This is a genomic window from Streptomyces sp. NPDC016459, assembly GCF_040632845.1.
Lineage (GTDB): Bacteria > Actinomycetota > Actinomycetes > Streptomycetales > Streptomycetaceae > Streptomyces.
This window is the reverse complement of record NZ_JBEYCR010000018.1, coordinates 61,048-76,575: the sequence shown is the minus strand read 5'-3', so window position 1 is coordinate 76,575 and position 15,528 is coordinate 61,048. Positions and strand designations below refer to the sequence as shown.

13 protein-coding genes and 2 pseudogenes are annotated in these 15,528 nt (G+C 68.4%); 12 read left to right on the top strand and 3 right to left on the bottom strand.

Annotation, left to right across the window (positions count from 1 at the left end; all coding sequences use genetic code 11):
• Positions 1–32: 32 nt before the first annotated feature.
• Complete coding sequence (locus ABZ567_RS28940) at positions 33–521, bottom strand: hypothetical protein (protein WP_360795228.1); 489 nt, start codon at positions 519–521, stop codon at positions 33–35.
• Positions 522–826: 305 nt separating this feature from the next.
• Between ABZ567_RS28940 and ABZ567_RS28935 the strand changes: the two are divergent.
• A pseudogene (locus tag ABZ567_RS28935) lies at positions 827–1,908 on the top strand (IS630 family transposase).
• Between the two features lie 350 nt (positions 1,909–2,258).
• Here the strand turns inward: ABZ567_RS28935 and ABZ567_RS28930 are convergent.
• Positions 2,259–2,591: a hypothetical protein gene (locus ABZ567_RS28930; protein WP_360795225.1), complete on the bottom strand. Its 333-nt coding sequence runs from the start codon at positions 2,589–2,591 to the stop codon at positions 2,259–2,261.
• 510 nt (positions 2,592–3,101) lie between these two features.
• On the opposite strand from ABZ567_RS28930, the gene ABZ567_RS28925 reads away from it, so the two are divergent.
• The 5 genes from ABZ567_RS28925 (at position 3,102) to ABZ567_RS28905 (ending at position 8,055) form a co-directional block, all read left to right on the top strand.
• Positions 3,102–3,764: a hypothetical protein gene (locus ABZ567_RS28925; RefSeq protein ID WP_360795222.1), complete on the top strand. Its 663-nt coding sequence runs from the start codon at positions 3,102–3,104 to the stop codon at positions 3,762–3,764.
• Between the two features lie 98 nt (positions 3,765–3,862).
• Complete coding sequence (locus ABZ567_RS28920; protein ID WP_360795219.1) at positions 3,863–4,531, top strand: DUF6531 domain-containing protein; 669 nt, start codon at positions 3,863–3,865, stop codon at positions 4,529–4,531.
• Positions 4,532–4,550: 19 nt separating this feature from the next.
• Complete coding sequence (locus ABZ567_RS28915; protein ID WP_360795216.1) at positions 4,551–6,647, top strand: RHS repeat-associated core domain-containing protein; 2,097 nt, start codon at positions 4,551–4,553, stop codon at positions 6,645–6,647.
• Positions 6,644–7,327: a histone-like nucleoid-structuring protein Lsr2 gene (locus tag ABZ567_RS28910; protein ID WP_360795213.1), complete on the top strand. Its 684-nt coding sequence runs from the start codon at positions 6,644–6,646 to the stop codon at positions 7,325–7,327. The genes ABZ567_RS28915 and ABZ567_RS28910 overlap by 4 nt, the downstream gene beginning before the upstream one ends.
• Before the next feature lie 371 nt (positions 7,328–7,698).
• Positions 7,699–8,055 carry a hypothetical protein gene (locus tag ABZ567_RS28905; RefSeq protein WP_360795210.1) on the top strand — a complete coding sequence of 119 codons (357 nt, stop codon included), beginning with the start codon at positions 7,699–7,701 and terminating at the stop codon, positions 8,053–8,055.
• Here the strand turns inward: ABZ567_RS28905 and ABZ567_RS28900 are convergent.
• Positions 8,045–8,793: pseudogene (locus ABZ567_RS28900) on the bottom strand (IS5 family transposase). The gene ABZ567_RS28905 and the pseudogene ABZ567_RS28900 overlap by 11 nt on opposite strands.
• Before the next feature lie 129 nt (positions 8,794–8,922).
• Between ABZ567_RS28900 and ABZ567_RS28895 the strand changes: the two are divergent.
• The 6 genes from ABZ567_RS28895 to ABZ567_RS28870 all read left to right on the top strand — a co-directional run bounded on the left by ABZ567_RS28895 (position 8,923) and on the right by ABZ567_RS28870 (position 15,524).
• On the top strand, positions 8,923–9,165 hold the full coding sequence (locus ABZ567_RS28895; protein ID WP_360795207.1) for a hypothetical protein: 243 nt from the start codon (positions 8,923–8,925) through the stop codon (positions 9,163–9,165).
• Between the two features lie 1,166 nt (positions 9,166–10,331).
• The gene (locus ABZ567_RS28890) at positions 10,332–11,552 is read left to right on the top strand and encodes a beta-ketoacyl-[acyl-carrier-protein] synthase family protein (RefSeq protein WP_360795204.1); all 1,221 of its coding nucleotides are present in this window, start codon (positions 10,332–10,334) and stop codon (positions 11,550–11,552) included.
• A 201-nt stretch (positions 11,553–11,753) separates the two neighbouring features.
• The gene (locus tag ABZ567_RS28885) at positions 11,754–12,935 is read left to right on the top strand and encodes a hypothetical protein (RefSeq protein WP_360795201.1); all 1,182 of its coding nucleotides are present in this window, start codon (positions 11,754–11,756) and stop codon (positions 12,933–12,935) included.
• 23 nt (positions 12,936–12,958) lie between these two features.
• The gene (locus ABZ567_RS28880) at positions 12,959–13,966 is read left to right on the top strand and encodes an SDR family oxidoreductase (protein WP_360795198.1); all 1,008 of its coding nucleotides are present in this window, start codon (positions 12,959–12,961) and stop codon (positions 13,964–13,966) included.
• Positions 13,967–14,029: 63 nt separating this feature from the next.
• The gene (locus ABZ567_RS28875) at positions 14,030–14,257 is read left to right on the top strand and encodes an acyl carrier protein (RefSeq protein ID WP_360795195.1); all 228 of its coding nucleotides are present in this window, start codon (positions 14,030–14,032) and stop codon (positions 14,255–14,257) included.
• 1 nt (position 14,258) lies between these two features.
• Positions 14,259–15,524, top strand: coding sequence for a cytochrome P450 (locus ABZ567_RS28870; RefSeq protein ID WP_360795191.1), 1,266 nt, complete (start codon positions 14,259–14,261; stop codon positions 15,522–15,524).
• Positions 15,525–15,528: the final 4 nt, after the last annotated feature.

The window sequence follows — 15,528 nt, the reverse complement described above, 5'->3', positions numbered from 1 at the left end:
CCCCTGTCGAGGCCGAGTCGAGCATACCTATCTCAGCAGGTGGCGCAGCCTGTGGCAGCGTGGAAGATGCCACCCACGACCAGCAATGCACCTGTGCCCACGACGGCGGCTGTCTTTCCGGCGTCCAGCCGGTCCCAGTTCCACTCGACACCGGGGGTGCCCGCGCCTGGCGACACATTCGTTGGCGACGTATGCGGGTGCGCCGGGGTCGGAGCTACCTGAGGGGGTGGTTGCGGCACGGGCTGGGCAACCGGCGCAGGCTGCGGCTGGGGCTTGGGTGCGCTCGTCTCTAGCTTTTTCCACGTGTACACCTCGACGCCTGCGTCCGCCTGGGACGATTCCACGGTAATCAGCTCACGAGGGTTGTCCAGGTTGATCATGGATTGCGAACTCGAAAACTTGAACCCTGGCACGACGGGTCGGTTATCACCCTTGGCTCTGAGCTGCCTGGTCAGATATCGGATGTAGTTCTGAAGCTGGGGAGCTCCATCCTTTTCGGCGTCGCCGCCCTTGTGTTTCATCTCCCAGATGTAAACCTTGCTTGGTGTCCAGTAGATCAGATCGGCATATCCGGGTTTCTTCCCGGGATGGCCCCGAACAGCGTCGCGAAGAGCACGACGGCGCCCGCGATCAAGGCGCCCCCGCCCCGTGTGATGATCTTCATGGCGTGCAGTGTGCCAGCATCCTTACACAGGCCATACATCGGGTAGGGGTTTCGGGTGGGTGCCTGACCTGCGGCCGGACCGACGGACCGCCACGCACCCGAGTGCGCCGGAAGCCCACGGAGTGCTGGTGACCTGAGTCTTAGGTTTGTCGTTGGTTCGGTATGAGTCGTCCGGGTCCGAAGATTCCGCCGTTGTCGGTGACCGATGCCCAGCGTGCTGTGCTGGAGGGCTGGTTACGTCGTCGTTCGACGGCCCAGGCGTTGGCTCAGCGGTCGCGGATCGTGCTGGAGTGCGCGGAAGGGCATTCGGTGATGGAGGTGTCGCGCCGGTTGCGGATCGCGCCGGACACGGTCCGCACCTGGCGGCGGCGTTTCCTGGAGCACGGTCTGGGCGACGAGCCGCGGCCCGGCGTCCCCCGCAGGATCACCGACGCCGATGTCGAGCGGGTGATCGTCAAAACGCTGGAAGAGACACCGAAGAACGCCACGCACTGGTCGACGAGGTCGATGGCCGCGGCCACCGGTATGTCGCAGTCGACGATTTCAAGGATCTGGCGGGCGTTCGCGCTGGCGCCGCACCGTTCGCAGACGTTCAAACTCTCAACGGACCCGTTCTTCATCGACAAGGTCCGTGACGTCGTCGGTCTCTATCTGGATCCGCCGGAGAAGGCTCTGGTCCTCTGCGTGGACGAGAAGTCGCAGAGCCGGGCCCTGGACCGGTCCCAGCCGGTCCTGCCGATGCTGCCGGGCGTTCCCGAACGCCGCAGTCACGATTACATCCGGGCCGGCATCACCACCCTCTTCGCCGCCCTCGAAGTCGCGACCGGCAGGGTCATCGGCTCACTTCACCGCCGGCACCGGGCCGCCGAGTTCAAGAAGTTCCTGGCCAAGGTCGACAGGGAAGTGCCGGCGGATCTCCCGGTCCATCTGATCCTCGACAACTATGCGACCCACAAGACGCCGGACATCAAGCGGTGGCTGCTGGCGCATCCGCGATTCCACCTGCATTTCACGCCCACGAGTGCGTCCTGGCTGAACCTGGTGGAGCGGTGGTTCGCCGAGCTCACCCAGAAGAAGTTCAAGCGCGGAGTCCACCGCTCCGTCCAGGCCCTCGAACGTGACATCCGGGCCTGGCCGGCCGACTGGAACGACCAGCCAAGCCCTTCGCCTGGACGAAGACAGCCGACGAGATCCTCGACAAAATCGCCGCCTACTGCCACCGAATCTCTGACTCAGGTCACTAGGGGGACCGCCTCGGGGACGGCTGAGGACGACACGGTACGAGGTGGCTCTGGATGGCATCAGCCACGTGGTAGGCGCCCACTCCGGGCTTATCGTCAGGGCTGAGAAGGCGGGCGACGCTGACCTCCGTGGTTCTTTGGCAGGTGTGGTTCCAGCGAAGCCCACTCGTTATCCGAAAGATCGCCCCGCCCCATAAGACTCGAAATGATCCACCTGCAGACGAGTCACCCGACCCATCGGACAGGGCCTAGTACTCAGCACGACAGTCGGCGGTCTCGGCGCCACTGCCGTGCTCACGGCCCTGATTGACGAACCGGCGGGCGGCAACGCGCGCCCGCAGCAAGGCCGCCGTTTACAGGCCAAGGGCCAGCAGGATCGTGACCGTCGGCGGGACCGGCGCGACCCACCCCGCCCAGCGGCCCGCCTTGGCCAGGGCGGGGTGGTCCCGGTATAGCCAGAAGGCCACCACGAACAGTGGAGTAGCCGTCCAGGACCCAAACCAGCAGACCGTGACGACCGCCACGGTCTGAGGATGAGCCTCCGCAGCCATCCCGGCGAAGGCCCCGAAGAGAAACGCCAGCGGAATCAGGGCGACCGCCAAGGCCGTGACCCACCGCAACACCACGTCGGCAACAGGGATCGCGGCGGCGCGGTCGGTGGTCAGGAAGGGAGTCGTCTCGTGCATGGGTACAGCTAACTGGCTTCGGAGCCGGTTCGCTTGCGCGGGCGTACTCAGGGCCGGCAGGTCTTCGTACTCATCCTGCCCAGGCAGCTGTCCAGACGTCGGGACCGGGCCGTCCAACGCAGCCGCGGGCTGTGGCCAACCTTGAATTGCCACCAGTCGAGCTCGGAACGCTGTACCGGGTCCGTCGATGACATGTGTCTGGATGATTTGGCAAGGAGCCGCCTACCGTGGCGCCGCCTTGCGACGCGCTGGTCCCGCTTCAGCCATGGTTGGCGCGGGATGCAGTCCCCTGCCAACTGATCGTTTCAGAACGCTGTTCGTAGGCTGCGGCTCCCGGGTGGCTCGGGCGACATGGGTATCGCCGCCCCCCTTACGGGTCGTTCTGGTTCACCCGATTAGGCAGCAGTCCCGCGTATCCAGAGAGGTTGCTGGAGCGGATTACCCGTCACCCAGGCGCCGTGGTAGCCCTGTTCGACTGGCTGATCATCATCTGACCGGGGATTGCACGTCATGGCTGTCACGGTGCCGGACTGGGCGGACACGCTGCTGGACCTTGTGGGGGTCAACTGGCCCAACGTGGACGAGGACGCCTACCGGCAAATGGCGGACGCGCTGCGGGAGTTCGCGGACGACCTCGCCGACGACGGGCAGCTCGCCAACAACCACATGGAGCGCCTGCTGTCGTCCGGGCACGGCGAGGCGATGGACGCGCTCAACGCGCACTGGAACAAGGTCAAAGGCAAGTACCTCAAGGACATCGTGTCCGCGGCCCGGACCATCGCGGGCGCACTCGACACGGCGGCCGGCGCGATCGAGGCCATGAAATGGAAGGCAGTCGCGGAGCTCGGGATTCTCGCGGCCCAGACTGGTCTGGCCATGGCGCTGATCCCGGTGACCGGTGGTCTGTCGGCATTGCTGGGTGCCGGTGCGATCGCCTACACGAAGAAGCAGCTGCTGAAGCTCATCACGGGCGCGATGGAGGAGGCGGTCGGTCACATCGTCGGGGTGCTGACCGAACCCGCCGTGGCGGCGCTGGAGAACATGGCCGCGGACCTGGTGGTCCAGATCAGTATGGACGCCCTAGGGGTCCAGAACGGGGTGGACCTCGGGCAGACGAGGCAGGCCGGCACGGAGGCTTCGACGAGGGTGTCCAGGGTGCGAAAGACGGTCTGAACCTCGCCTCCGCCGGCAGCGGTGGTGGCGGTCGCCCCGGGGGCGGCTTCCACATCGAGCACGACGAGCACGACAACGCCGGCACGAAGCTGAACGGTGTGAGCGCCGGGATCCACGGTAAGACCGCTGGAAAACTGGCGAAGGCAAAGACGGCCCAGGGACGCAACAAGGGCCGGGACGACATCGCCGACGCCCTGGACCCGGTCATCGAGAAGGCCATGAGCGCCCTGGTGAAGTCCGCCAACACGATGGGCGACCATGTCGGCAAGACGCTGCCGAAGGTCGTGAAGCAGATATCCGTCGACCACAAGAACAACGACGACGACTTGCGCGACCGCTTCGCCCGCCAGCGAGAGGGCGACCACGACAGCAACAGCGGTGACCGCAAAGGCGGCAGTTCCCGACGCGATCGCGGGGGAGAGGGCAACGGCAGGAAGCCCCGCGAGGGGCTGAACGGCGCAAAGGACGACCCGCGCCGTCACGCGATCCCCGAAGCGAAGAAGCGATGCAAGAACGACCCGGTCGATGTGGCGACGGGCGAGATGATCCTCACGCACACAGACCTGTCCCTGCCCGGGGTCCTGCCACTCGTCCTGCGCCGAACCCATCTGTCCGGATACCGCTTCGGACAGTGGTACGGCCACAGCTGGGCCTCCACACTGGACGAGCGCATCGAACGCCACCTGGCATCACCCCGGTCTGGGCACGGCAGGACGGCTCCCTCCTCGTCTATCCAGGCCTGCCGCAGGGCAGCGGAGAGCCGGTAGCACCACCCACACCGACCGCATGGGCCGCACCACCACCCACTCAGCCACCCACTTCGACCTACGCTCCGCCACCCGCACCGCAGACGGAGCCGGCCACCACTTCACCCACGACACCGAACTACGCCTCGCCAAGGTCACCAACGCGCAAGGCCTCGAGTGGCACTACACCTACGACGCAGCCGGCCGGCTCATCGCCGAGACCGACTTCGACGGCCGCACCCTGACCTACGAGCGCGACCCATTGGGCCGAGTCACCCGCCGCACCAACGCCGCCGGCCAGCACCTGACCTACGAGCGCGACCACCTCGGCCGCGTCACCCGTCTCGCCCACGACGACGGCACCGCAACCTTCTTCACATACGACGCCGCTGGCTACCTGGTCCGCGCCACCAACCAGCACGCCGACATCACCTTCGAACGGGACGCAGTGGGCCGGACCGTGTCCGAAACCGTCAACGGGCGCACCCTCACCCACGCCTACGACGCCATGGGCCGCCCCACCTACCGCCGCACCCCCTCCGGAGCCGAGTCCCTCATCGAGTACACCGCCGGGGGACTCGCCCAGTACCAGGCCGGCGACCACACCTTCCACTTCACGCGTGACACGCTCGGCAGGGAAACCACACGAACCCTGGGACCCCTCACCCTCCAGCACTCCTGGGACCCGGTCGGCCGCATCACCAACCAGACCGCAGAACACGACCTCACCCAGCTCCTGAACCGAACCGCCACCTACCAGGCCGACGGAACCCCCGCACAACTTCACGACAGCCGCACCGGCACCGGACCTACACCCTCGAACTGCCAGCCGGATCACCGCCGTCGACGCGGACGGCTGGCGCGAACAGTACGCCTACAACGCCGCAGGCGACCTGACGCATACCGCCCCCCGCCCCCCGCCCCCGGCCAGGAAAGCACAGGCGACCACACCTACACCGGAAGCCGCCTCACCCACGCCGGATGCACCGCATTCACCTACGACGGCCGGGGCCGAACCATCCAACGTCAGACCCGCACTCTCAGCGTAAAGACCCTGACGTGGCACTTCACCTGGAACGCCGAAGACCGCCTTACCCGCGTCTTCACCCCCACCGGCGACCTGCGGGACTACCTCTACGACGCCTTCGGCCGCCGCATCGGCAAACAGCAGACCACCGCGGACGGCCGCACCACAGCTTTCATCACCTACACCTGGGACGGCGGGCAGATCGCTGAACAGTACGACGGCACGACCACCCTCACCTGGGACTACCTCGGCTTGCAGCCCCTCGCCCAACGAGAAGCACGCGGAGCCACCCAAGACGAAACCGACCGCAGGTTCTTCGCGATCATCGCAGACCTCACCTGCAGCCCCAGCGAACTGATAACCCCTCAAGGCGACATCGCCTGGCAGGCCCGCTCCACCGCCTGGGGCGCCACCCAGTGGAACCGCAACGCCGCCGCCTACACCCCGCTACGCCAGCCCGGACAGTACTTCGACCCCGAAACCGGGCTGCACTACAACGTCAACCGCTACTACGACCCTGACCTCGGCCGCTACCTCAGCCCCGACCCCCTCGGCCTCGCACCCGCCATCAACCAGTACACCTACGTCCCCAACCCCTTCACCCTCTCCGACCCACTCGGCCTCGCCGGCTGCGAAGCCGACCCCACCTGGGGCGGCAGGGTCACCTGCACCCGCGACGAGCACGGCCGCCCCTACGAGATGTCCGCGACCGTCACCCGCGACATGCTCGACGAAGGCACCGAGGCACGCAGTTCACTTCGCCCTCCGGGCTTCCTCGGCGGCGACTACAACCAGGCCCGAGGCCACCTGCTCGCCCGCATGCTCGGCGGCTCCGGCGACACCCTCGACAACCTCTTCACCATCACGCAAAACCCGACGAACAGCCCAGATATGCGGGACTGGGAACAGGCCATCTACAACTCGGTCAAGGACCACGGCCACGCCACCTACAACGTCTATCTCGAGTACAGCGACGACAAGAAGGACTCCGTCCCCAAGTACATCCAGCTCGAGGCCTACGACCGCCACGGCAAGGTGATCGTCGATACGATGCTCGGCAATCCCGCCTGGAACCAGCAGCAGCGACGTCGCCAAGGACTCCTCCCATGACCACGACCGACGACCTTCTCCGACTCTGCCCACCACCCCCCGGCGCGCCGGTCGTCGACTGGCCGGCCGTCGAGCAGTCCCTCGGCATGCCGCTTCCCGCCGACTACAAGCAACTCGCCGGCGCCTACGGCCCTGGTTCCTTCTGCGGGTTCCTCCACCTCTACCACCCGCTCGCACCGACCGAGTGGGTCAGCCTGACCGGCCCCATGCCGGCTACGATCCGCCGGCAGCTCCAGCACGACCACGAGACTGGAACGCACGCCGTTCCGTACGACCCACAGAAACTGTTCGCGATGGGAGTGACGGACAACGGCGAGTACCTCTTCTGGATCCAGGACCCCGAACACGGGTCCGACCAGTGGAACATCGCCGTCAACGAAGCCCGCGGACCGCGCTGGTACACCCACAAGGGAGGTGTCGCCGACTTCCTCCTCGCCGTCCTCACCGGCCGCGAACAAGTACCCCTCTTCCCCCGCGACCTCCTCGACCACGGAATTTCCTTCACCACCTCGCCCGCCGCGCACGGCCGCCCGCAGCCGCACCAGAGCCAGCCCTCCAGCACGTCTGTCGATACTGACGAGATCCGCACCTGGGCCCGCGCACACGGCTACGAGGTCAACGACCGAGGCAGAATCCCTGCCGCCATCACCGACGCCTGGAAACAAGCCCACAGGGCGTAAGCCGGGTGCAGCCCCGGGGCGTCTGCCGTCCCGGAACCTGCAGGCCGACAAGGGGCAGCAGGTCCAGCAGGGGCGGGACGCCCTGCGATCTCGGGGCCGCATGTGGAACGGGCAGGCCCCCGCCCCCCGACGGGAGCCTGCCCAGCTGCTGTGGTCAGCCTGGATCTCATCTCCCTGGTCTGGTTCCCGCGGTACCTGTCACGGTCGTTTCGGGAGGTACACGGAGCCGGGGGTGATGGATCTGAGTCTCGTCGAGTCCTCGTCGGCCGGGACGATCCAGGCAAACGAGAAGGCCGCCGTCCACACGGAGTGAACGGCGGCCTTAGACGTCGTTTCTGATGGCTGTCAGAGCGACATGAGAGTCTCCGGTCATGAGCTACGACCTTGCTGTCTGGGAGGGCGAGAGGCCGGCGGATGACAAGACCGCCGGCCAGGTCTTAAGCGACCTGTACGACCGCTACATCGACAGCGAGGTGAAAGAGCTTCCGTCGCAACGCATCGCGACGTACGTCGCCGTGCTGCTTGAGCGGTGGTGCGACCTCGCCGAAGACGAAGAGGACACCTCGCCCTGGTCGACCGGCCCGCTGATCGGCGAAGCCAGCGGACCATTGATCCACTTCCCCATGCGATTCAGCATGGCTGAAGAGACGTCGGCCTATGCGGCGGCCGTCGCGGAGGCCATGGGACTGGTCTGCTTCGACGTGCAGCAGGACCGGCTCAGGCCATGAGCAGGGTGTTCAGGCGGCGGTAGCCGATCAAGGTCGCTGCTATGCCGCCGAAGGCGAGGAAGTGTTCGGCCTTGCGCTCGTAGCGGCGGTGGAGCCGTCGGCAGCCGGCCAGCCAGGACACGGTTCTCTCCACGACCCACCGGTGCCGGCCCAGCCGTTGTGAGGACTCAATGCCCTTGCGGGCGATGCGGTGGCGGATGCTGCGCTCGCGGAGCCATCGGCGAGCGGATGGGCGGGATGCCTCGCACGAGCGGCTCAAGGCCCTGGCTGTCGTGCATGTTCGCGCCGGAGATCCCCAGGGACAGCGGCAGTCCGTTCCGGTCACAGATCAGGTGGATCTTCGATCCGAGTTTGCCGCGATCGGTCGGATCGGTCCCGTCAAAGGCCCCCTATTGCCGCCCGCAGACTGACCGAGTCGATCGCGCACCGCGACCAGTCCAGCTCGCCCCGCGCCCCAAGTTCGTCGAGGATCACGCGGTAGAGCCGGGCCAAGACCCGTTCCCGGCTCCACTGGGCGAAGCGGCGGTAGACCGTGGGCCAGGCCGGGCCGAACACCGGCGGCAGCTGCCGCCGCGTGCAGCCCGACGTCGCCACGAAGATGATCGCGGCCAAAGCCTCGCGGTCACCCGCCCGACGTCGGCCACCGCCCTGCGGACGTATCACCTCAGTCGGTGGCACCACCCGTCGGAACAGCACCCACAACTCGTCCGGCACCAACCGTTCGACCAGATCCACCATGCACGGTTCAACGTATGATCACACCATAAGAAAAGACGTCTTAACAGTGACGTGGCATGACCGTGCCTGCCCGCATTACATGGCCGATTTGATCCTGGCCCACGACAGCTGACCCTGGTCGCCGAGCATTTGGCCGCCGCCGACCCCGGACACCCCTGGCAGGGCGTCACGTTCGCCGCGACCTGGGGGAGCCGTGACGTCCTGGACGTGCGCCTGGTCCGCCCCGACCTAGTGGCCGAGATCAGCGCCGACTGCTCGATCGACCAGGGCGGCGTGTGGCGCCACCCGCTCCGTTTCCGGCGGCTGCGCCTGGACGTGGGTGTTGAGGATGTTCCCCGGTTCGGGAAGGAGTCGGACGCCGCAGTCGGCTGACCGGATTCCGGTGCGGTCCGTAGGGGGTTGCGGGGCTACGGGTGCACCCACGATCTGTCAAGAGACGGCATGCTGACGCCCCCTCATGGGAAGATCCACACGCGTCGGCAGCGAGCCGGCCAGAAGAGGGGACAACCCATGCCTGACGAACAGGCCATCACCTAGGTAACCGACCTGGGCCTAATCCTGGCCGAGCAGGTCGCGCCCGAGCACGTCGGCACGTTGAGTCTGCGCCACGTGGACGGGGCGGCGGGCCGCAGGGTCCCGGGGCCTAACGTGCGCGGGCGCGGTCGGTGCTCCGGCCCCAGCAGTTCATTGCGGTTGGCTGCGATCCTGGGCGGATGTCACCGTTCTGCCCTTGGAGAGCAGCATGGTTCTGAGCGCCACCGGCGAGCCCGTCGTGATCCAGGACGACCCCCAGGTCGACGTCGATCTCCACTTCTTAGACACGTTCCGTCGCCGAAGATGGGGGCTTGGTTGTTGTTGGCCCACACATACCGGACACTGCGGACCCGCGCATCCGCCGGCTGCCGCAGCACCTCGTCAGTGAGTGCCCGCAGTTCCTCGTCCTGCCCGGCCTCCAGCAGCCGACGTAGTTCGGGAGCCACCGGGTCCGGGGCGGAGGTGTCCCTGAGCGGGGAGGTTGGCGCGCGGCCGGACCGAGTGCTGGCCGGTCCGTCTCCGGTTTCGGTGCGGCTATCCGACTCGGCAGCTGATCGTGTTGGTGTTACCGCAGGCTACGGCGGAGCTGGTGTGGGAGTGAGAAGGTGGTGGGCTCGGTGACGGCCGTTACTGTCTCGACGCCGTTGCAACCGTGGTCGGCGAGCCACTGCACTGGTCAGTCAGGCCGGTGTCGTCGAACCGATGCACGACCGCCTTATACAGACGGCTTCGCACCCCAGCACGGGACCGGATCCTGAACGGCCGAGCGGCCGAATGGCCTGGTGTTGCTCGTTCGGGTGAGTACCCGTGCCCGTGTGGCGGGGTGCCCGTTGTCTGGTTGATGCGCCATTTCGTGGAAGCCGGGGCTGACTCTAAAGGGTCGTGGCGAGGCGCAACCTTTACTGAGAGGCGTGTGTGAGCACCATCGAGGACTGGCTGACCAGCGTTCCCATGGAGAAGTTCGGTGGGGCGCCGGAGACAATTCCTCCGGCCGGGGGCTTGCTGTGAGCGCCGCGCAGATCGCCGTCACCGGCGTGGGGATGATCACCCCCGCCGGGGCGGACGTGAACGAGACCTGGCACAGGGTCTGCGAAGGGGCTTCAACTGCCGCGGCCGTCAGTCCCGAGTTGGCCGGGCTCCCGGTTGAATTCTGTTGCGCGGTTCCCGAGTTGGATGTAGGCAGGTTGGGGCGTCGCAACGTCCTCCGGCTGGACCGGTTCACCCAGCTCGCGTTGCTGGCCGCGCGCGAAGCCGTGGACGACGCCGGGCTGGACACCGGGACGTGGGACGGGGCCCGGGTCGGTGTGGTCATCGGGTGCGGCATCGGCGGCGTGGGCACGTGGGAGAAGCAGCATGCCCGGCTGCGGGAGCACGGCGCGAGCACCGTCTCGCCGCTGTTCATTCCGATGCTGATCCCGAACATGGTGGCGGGGGAGATCGCCCTGGCCCACGGTGCGCGTGGTCCCAGCCTGGTGACGTCGACCGCATGCGCTTCGGGTGCGACGGCCATCGCCACCGCCCGCGACCTCCTGCTGGCCAACCGCTGCGACATCGTGATCGCCGGCGGGACCGAGGCACCGAACACCCCGTTGACGACGACCGGTTTCGCGAACCTGGGTGCCCTGTCCCAAGCCCAGGACCCCACCACAGCGTCCCGGCCCTTCGACGTCGACCGCGACGGTTTCGTGATGGCCGAGGCCGCCGGTGTCCTGGTCCTGGAACGCGTGGATGACGCCGCTGCACGCGGGCACCGGCCCCGCGCGCTGCTGGCGGGTAGCGGGATGACGACCGATGCCCACCATCCGACGTCCCCCCATCCCGAGGGACTCGGGGCGGTCCGGGCGATGCGCGCGGCGCTGGACGACGCAGGACTCGCGCCGCGGGATGTGGAGCATGTCAACGCCCATGGCACCGCTACGCCCCTCAACGACGTTGTCGAGTCCCGGGTGATCAACCAGGTTCTGCCCCACCGGCCTCTGGTGACCTCCGCCAAGGGAGTCCTGGGCCACTCCTTGGGGGCCGCCGGTGCTGTCGAGGCCGTGCTGACTGTGCTGAGCGTGCAGCACTCCATCGTCCCGCCCACCGCCAACCTCGACAGCCCTGACCCTGCCCTCGACCTCAACCTGGTCGGTAAGACCGTCCGACAACAGCCCATCGGCGTTGCACTGAGCAACTCCTTCGGGTTCGGGGGACACAACGTGGTCCTGGCCTTCTGCAGACCATGACGTGCCCGGTGGCGCCGGATGTCTCCCAACCCGCCGATTACCAAACATCCTGTGGCTCGTTGCTCAGAGTGACGCATGAGCGGCCGTGGGGGCGTTCACAAACGGACGGCGAGCGGAGCGGCAGTGGGAACGAATGGTGTCGACGGAGGCGGCCCGGCCACCATGACGGAGCCGCACACGGTATCCAGGTCCCCGTCCACGGTGCCTGTTCTGCCAGAGGCGGGTGCCGTGGACGGTGCGGGCGGGCTGGCGCCGGGCATGGACCGTGTGATGCTCGAATGGGAACGCCGTCACCCTCGCGACGGATACGTCATCGGGGCGCTGCTGCGGTTGCGGGGCCGCAGGCCCACACGGGAGCGTCTGCTGGCCTGGGCCGCAGCCCGGGTTCCGCTGGTGCCCGCTCTCGCCGAGCACCTGGACGGGCCGGTGCGCCGGGAGCGGTGGACCCCCTTCGGCAGCTTCGACGTCGCCTCGCACGTCCACGTCGCCGACGGCCCGGGGGCGCTGTCCGCCGGGGAGTGGGCGGTGAACCTGCCAGTCCCCGCGGACCGGCCGCGTTGGGGCCTGTGGCTGCTGCCCGGCAGCGACGGCGAGGACGGATACTCTCTCGTTTACCGCGTCCATCACGCGGCCCAGGACGGCCTGGCGATGGTCCACACGCTGGAGTGGTTGTTCGGGGCGGCCGAGCCTGCCGGGACCGTGATCCCGCCGTCGTGCGGCCCGGGGGCCGCAGAGGCGGTCGTTGCCAACCGCGTGATGGCCGTCGCGGATGTTCCGGCGGCGGCGCTGCGTGAGATCGCCCGAGAGGCGGGCTGCAGCGACCACGACGTGTATCTCGCTTCTCTCGCGGGCGCCTTGCGCGTGTGGCTCGGGGCAGGCGGATGTGACCGGCCCGTGGCGGTGCGCATGCCGTTCAGCGTGCGGATGCCCTCCGATCGCCGGGACCGGGGGAACCATGCGGGACATACCCGGATTCTGCTGCCGGTCGACGAACCCTCGGCCGGCCGGAGGCTTGCCCTGGTCGCCGAGAGAACCGCCGCCTGGAAGGGGCGCTCGGCCCGGAAGCGCACCCGCCGGGTCCAGGACCGTATGCCCGACCGCATGCTGCTGGAGGAGTTCTCAGCATTCTCCGACGCCGACGACTCCCTCGGCACAGCGACCTCCATCCGGTTTCGCCGTCCTTTGGTGTTCGACGGCGATCCGGTCACCGCCGTCACCGGACTGCCCCCGCTGCACGGCGACCACGTGTTCACCAGCGTGCTGTGCGTCCACGGGACGCGGACGACTGTCTGCTTCACCGCCCGGGCACAGGACTGCCATGTCCTCGAATTGGCCGGCCTGTGGGAGAACGCGGTCGCCGAACTCGCCGCCGCCAGGCCCTGACCGCCGCCCCGAGAGAGACCACCGTGCCCTATACCCGCTCCACTGTCCTGCTCACCGGCGCCACCGGTGTAATCGGCTCACGCCTGATCACCGCCCTTACCGACCGCCACCACGTCATCGCACTGATCCACCGCCGCCAGTCAGAAGGCACCCACACCTGCGTGACGGGGGACCTGACGGCCGACCGACTGGGCCTGGACACCGGCCAGTACCGCGAACTGGCGCACAACACCGATGTGATCGTGCACTGCGGGGGCCAGACCGACTTCGCCCAGCACACCCTGGACACCTTCGACGAGGTCAACGCGGACGGCACCCGCCGCATCATGGAGCTCGCCCGAGCTGCCGGGGCGCCAGTGCTCCTGCTGTCCTCCATGGCCGCCGTGATGGAAGTCGAAGGCGACGACCTCACCGCCCGCAGTCTGCGCGCCTACGCCCAGTCCAAGCGCCGTGCCGAGGAAGCCGCCGCCAGCACCCACCCAGTCGCCATCGTCCGCTGTCCCACGCTGTTCGCGCCCCGCAACAGCATCGACACGCCCGCCCACCAGTTCCCGCACATCTGGTTCCGCGCCCTGCTGCGCGGCCAGGGCCGCAACCTGCCCGTCTCGCCCGACCACTGGTGCGATGTCATCCCGCTGGAGACACTCGTCGCCTACCTGTCCGCCCTGACCGACGCCCTGCTGAACGGCGAGGACGACGCGACGGGGCTGCACTGGGCGATGGCCGGCCCGGCCCGGCTGACCGCCGGCGAACTCGCCAGGGTCTGCACCGAGTTCCTCGCCGAAGTGGGGCTGCCCGCCGGAGACCCGATCCTCGCCGACCCCACCAGCACCCGTACCCGTTTCACCGGCATGGGCCGCCTCGCGCAGCTCTCCCTCCAGGCCCCCCAGCAGCCGCCCTACCCCTCGGACCTCGACCGCTACCTGCCGCATCCCCTCACCCTCGCCGTGATCCTCGACGCCCTCCACCACAACCTCCGCCTCACCGCAGCCGCACAACCCATCCCCGCCGCGACGGCATCCGGCCGCTGACCTCACCCGCTGCCTTCCCGGCACCGGCCACAACACATCCGACAGACGAACCGAGGAGCCCCCGTGTACGAGACCCTGACGCGCATGCTGATCGAGGACCTCCAGCAGGACCCCGCCAAGATCCACCCCGACACGACGTTCCGCGAACTCGACATGGACTCCCTCTCCCTCGCCGAACTCGCCGTCATGATCGAAAACGCCACCGGCCGCATCATCACCCTCACAGACCAGGACACCACCCTGGCCCAGGCCGCCGAGCTGTACGCCTCGGCAGGAACGCCGGCCTCCTGACGTGACCGACACCGCCACCGCGCCCGCGACGGCGCTCGCCATGCGCGCCACCGGGCACCTCATGCGCATGCACCGCGCCGTCGACGCCGCCCCCCACCACGAGGCCCTGCGCCGCCTGGGCCCCGTCCTGCCCACGCTGTGGGGAGGAGTCCTGGTCGCCGACCCCGCGCTGGTCCGCGAGGTTCTGGCCGACCCCGTCTTCCACCTGCGCGACACCGCATGGCGCGACGCCCACACCCCCGGCTGGCGCCGCCACGAAAGCCTCGTCTTCCTGTGCCGCTCGGTGATGCTGCTCAACCCGCCCCTCCACACCCACCTGCGCCGCTCCCTCAACGGCCTCTTCGGCGCCCGCTCCGTCAACGCCCTTGCCCCGCACATCGAGCGGATCACCCGCGAACGCCTGGACGCGCTGGAACACGACATCCACGCCCGCGGCGAGGCCGACTTCACCACCCTGGTCGCCGGACTCATGCCCTCACAGGTCATGTGCGCCTGGGCCGGCCTGCCCGAGGACGACGCACCGCTCCTGGCTAACTTCAGCGAGCGCTTCGCCGCCGCGCACAACGTCGCCAGCGACGCCGAACTCGACGACGCCGACCGTGTCACCAGCGACATCCGCGCCTACTGGCACGCCCACATCGACCGCCTGCGCACCCGCCCGGGCGACGACCGCATCTCCACCTGGCTCACTGACCCCAGGCTCACCGCCGACCTCCCCGACAACGAGACCCTCGCCGCGACCCTCGCGCTGTTGTTCTTCGCCGCGCACGAGACGACCGCCGTTGCCCTCGCCTACGCCGGCGCCGCCCTCGCTGAATACCCCGACCAGGCCGCGGTACTGCGCGAGAACCCCGATCGCGCGGCCGCGGCCGTCGAGAACCTGCTGTGCGCGCACCCGCCCGTCAGCTGGACCCAGCGCGGCACCTTCCAGCGGACCACACTGGCCTCGCACACCATCCAGGCCGGCGAGAGCGTCTACCTCCTCCTCACCCCCGACAACGACCACCACACCCGCAGCACCCGCTTCGCCACCACGCCACCCCCCGCGGCCTCCCACCACGCAGTCTTCGGCGCGGGCGCGCACTACTGCATCGGCGCCCAGGTCGCCCGCCAGGAACTCGCCACCGTCCTGCCCGCACTCGCCCACCGCTTCCCCGGCCTGCGACTGGCCCGACCGGTCACCGTCCCCCGCGGCAGCAGAGCCCGCCGCGGCGCACCCCAGGTCCACCTCACCGACCACCCCGAAGGCAGCCGAGGCAGCCAGTGACGTC

Bases quoted from the DNA above. Each gene is read 5' to 3' on its own strand.
- ABZ567_RS28940 (WP_360795228.1), bottom strand. From the start codon at position 521: ATGAAACACAAGGGCGGCGACGCCGAAAAGGATGGAGCTCCCCAGCTT.
- ABZ567_RS28930 (WP_360795225.1), bottom strand. From the start codon at position 2,591: ATGCACGAGACGACTCCCTTCCTGACCACCGACCGCGCCGCCGCGATC.
- ABZ567_RS28910 (WP_360795213.1), top strand. From the start codon at position 6,644: ATGACCACGACCGACGACCTTCTCCGACTCTGCCCACCACCCCCCGGC.
- ABZ567_RS28915 (WP_360795216.1), top strand. From the start codon at position 4,551: ATGGGCCGCACCACCACCCACTCAGCCACCCACTTCGACCTACGCTCC.
- ABZ567_RS28925 (WP_360795222.1), top strand. From the start codon at position 3,102: ATGGCTGTCACGGTGCCGGACTGGGCGGACACGCTGCTGGACCTTGTG.
- ABZ567_RS28905 (WP_360795210.1), top strand. From the start codon at position 7,699: ATGAGCTACGACCTTGCTGTCTGGGAGGGCGAGAGGCCGGCGGATGAC.